The organism is Microbacterium sp. Bi128 (assembly GCF_918698205.1).
The window spans coordinates 1-2,802 of sequence record NZ_CAKKMM010000643.1 but is presented as its reverse complement, the minus strand read 5'-3'; the positions used below and the strand labels follow the sequence as shown (position 1 = coordinate 2,802).

Genomic DNA, 2,802 nt, shown 5'->3' with positions numbered 1-2,802 from the left:
GGCTAGAGGGGCAGGAGGGCGGACAGGTCCGCGCGCAGTCCCGAGGCGGCAACACGGCCGGCGGCGACGGCGTCGGCCCAGCTCAATCGTCCGCTGACCATCGCCAGCCAGGTGTCGGCGTCGCACTCGATGACGTTTGGCGGGGTGCCGCGCGTGTGCCGCGGGCCCTCCACGCACTGGGTGACGCCGAACGGCGGGACGCGCACCTCCACGGAGTTCCCGGGCGCCCGCGCGGTGACTTCCTCCAGGCAGTAGCGCACCGCCGTCGCGATCGTGGTGCGCGGGACGGCGCCGGGTCCTCCAGAGCCCGGGACCCCGGCGGCCGGCACGTTCGGGCCCGGTGCGGTCGCGGTGGCTTCCTGCCACGCGGCGAGGGCCGCGCGGCCCTCGTCCATGGCGATTCGACGGCGCGATACAGCCACTTTCCCGAGTCTCCTAGTCCAGCAGTGCCGCGACGGCCCGCCCGAGCCGGATCTTGCCTACCGGGCGTCCCCCGCCCAGTACCGGGTCCACCACCTTGTCCAGGACGCTGGACACTTCAGGGATTTCGACGGCGCCGGAGGCCGCGAGGAGCGTCAGCCCGACCAGTGTGGTGGCCCGGATGTTGCCGTCGAGCATCTTGATGGCAACCGAGACGCCCTGGCGGGTGGCCATGACCAGGACGCCCTCGGCGCCGATCTTGGCCAGGATGCCGAGTTCGTCCATGACGATCGTGTTGGCCTGCCCTCGCCCCTGGACGGCCCACGGGTAGTCCAGCATGGACGTGGCAATGGTGGCTGCCCGCGCGTTCGAGTTCTTGTCGCCCGGGGTCTTGGCCAGCTTCGAGTAGGCCCGGGCCAGGCCGATCAGGGAGACGGCGGCAACCGGCGCGCCGCAGCCGTCGATGCCCAGGTGGGTGATGCGTTCGCCGCAGTACTCCTCGATCACGGAGCGGATGCGCTGCTGCAGCGGGTGGTTGGGTTCGAGGTAGCTGTTCTTGTCCCAGCCGTTCTCCGTGCACGCCCAAAGGAACGCGGCGTGTTTGCCCGAACAGTTGAAGGCCAGCCGGGACTTGCCCCGCTCGGTCTGGACGAGCCAGTTCCGGGCGGTCTCATCCTGGGGCCAGTCGGCCGGGCACTGCAGCTGGTCTTCCTTGGCCCCGGCCGCCTTGAGCATGCCCTCGACCACGTCCATGTGATCCAGGGATCCGACGTGGCTGCCGCACGCGATGGCCACCTGGGCGCCCCGCAGGGGTACGCCGGACTGCATCGAGGCCAGGGCCTGCAACGGTTTGAGCGTGGACCGGGCAAGGATCGGGGCGTTCACATCGCCGAGCTCGATCACTGCCGTCCCGTCCGCGGCCAGCACCACGGCCGAGCCGATGTGGCGGGACTCCACGAAGCCGCTGCGTTCGATGACTGCCAGTTCGACGGCGGAGTCGACTGTGAATGTTGCATGCGGGTTCAAAGCCATGCTGCAAGTCTATGGTGCCCGGTGCTGATACCCCGGTTATTCCACGGTCACCATCACCGACTGCCAGCCGGAGGCGCCGTCCGGAACCGGATCCGCCCGCTTGTCCGTCTGGACCTCGCCCTTGCCGTCCGTGGCGCGTACCTTGATGTAGTGCGGGCCCGGCGTGGCATCCCAGTCCAGGGACCACTGCCGCCACGTGATGAGGGAGGCCTCGTCGGAGAGTACCGCCTCGGTCCAGGGCCCGCTGTCGATCTGCACCTCGACCTTGGTGATCCCGCGGGTCTGGGCCCACGCGGTGCCGCCGATGGCGATCTTTCCGGCGGGGACCTTGGCGAAGGACTTGGGCACCTCGACCCGCGCCATGGTCTTGATCGGGCCGCGTTCGGACCAGCCCCGCTGGGTCCAGTACGCCTTGCTGTCCGCGAACCGGGTCACCTCCAGGTCCACCACCCACTTGGTGGCGGAGACGAAGCCGTACAGGCCGGGAACCACCATCCGCACCGGGTAGCCGTGCTCGAGCGGGAGCGCCTCGCCGTTCATGCCGATCGCCAGCATCGCGTCGCGGTCGTCCTGGAGGACTTCCAGGGGCGTCGAGGCGCTGAAGCCGTCAGCCGAGGTGGAAAGCACCATGTCCGCGCCCTGTGTGGGGCGGGCCAGCTTCAGGGCGTCGCGGATGGGCATGCCCAGCCACTTGGCGTTGCCGGCCAGATTGCCGCCGACCGGGTTGGACACGCAGGTCAGGGACACATGGGATTCGATGAGCTGGGCGTCGAGCAGGTCCTGGAAGGTGAGCCGGACCTCTTGTTCCACGAGGCCGTGGATGCGCAGTTCCCAGTCCTGGACGTTGATCTCCGGCACGCTCAGCGCCGTGTCGATCCGGTAGAAGTCCTTGTTCGGGGTCAGCCACGGCGTGACGCCGGGCGCCTTGGACTGGACCCCGGCCGGGACCGCGGCGGCGGCCTTGGCGGGCGCGGGCAGCTGCAGCGACTCGCGGGCCGCGGCCACGTTGCTGCGGGCCGCGCTCAGCAGGCGTCCGCCGGTGGCGGCGACGGCCGAGGCGGCCGCGGTGATGCCGGCGGCGGCGAAGAACCCGCGCCGCGTGGTCGCCGGGCGCTCGGGTTCCTTCGCGGCGACGTCCGCTGCCCGGTCCGGCCATTCCTGCATCCGCCACAGCCGGGTGATCAGGAGCCGCAGCACCACCAGCCCGGCGACGGTGCCGATCAGGGAGGGAATGGCATCGATCGGCTTGACGCTGGCCCGCGTCACCACGCTGCCGACGATCACGGCGCCCATCAGCACCACCCCGGCCACACCCAGGGCCCATGTCCGGTACGCCACGATGCCGAGCAC

Annotated in this window: 3 protein-coding genes; all 3 read right to left on the bottom strand. The window is 70.5% G+C overall.

What is annotated here, in order from left to right:
* Positions 1-2 precede the first annotated feature (2 nt).
* The gene (locus tag LQV45_RS24195; protein ID WP_230009166.1) at positions 3-422 is read right to left on the bottom strand and encodes a sterol carrier family protein; all 420 of its coding nucleotides are present in this window, start codon (positions 420-422) and stop codon (positions 3-5) included.
* Positions 423-435: 13 nt separating this feature from the next.
* Positions 436-1,452: an asparaginase gene (locus tag LQV45_RS24190; protein WP_230009165.1), complete on the bottom strand. Its 1,017-nt coding sequence runs from the start codon at positions 1,450-1,452 to the stop codon at positions 436-438.
* A gap of 36 nt (positions 1,453-1,488) precedes the next feature.
* Positions 1,489-2,802 (bottom strand): molybdopterin-dependent oxidoreductase (locus tag LQV45_RS24185; RefSeq protein WP_230009164.1); only part of this gene is annotated, 1,314 nt, incomplete at its 5' end.

Excerpts from the sequence above, each read along its gene's own strand:
- LQV45_RS24190 (WP_230009165.1), bottom strand. The coding sequence starts at position 1,452 with ATGGCTTTGAACCCGCATGCAACATTCACAGTCGACTCCGCCGTCGAA.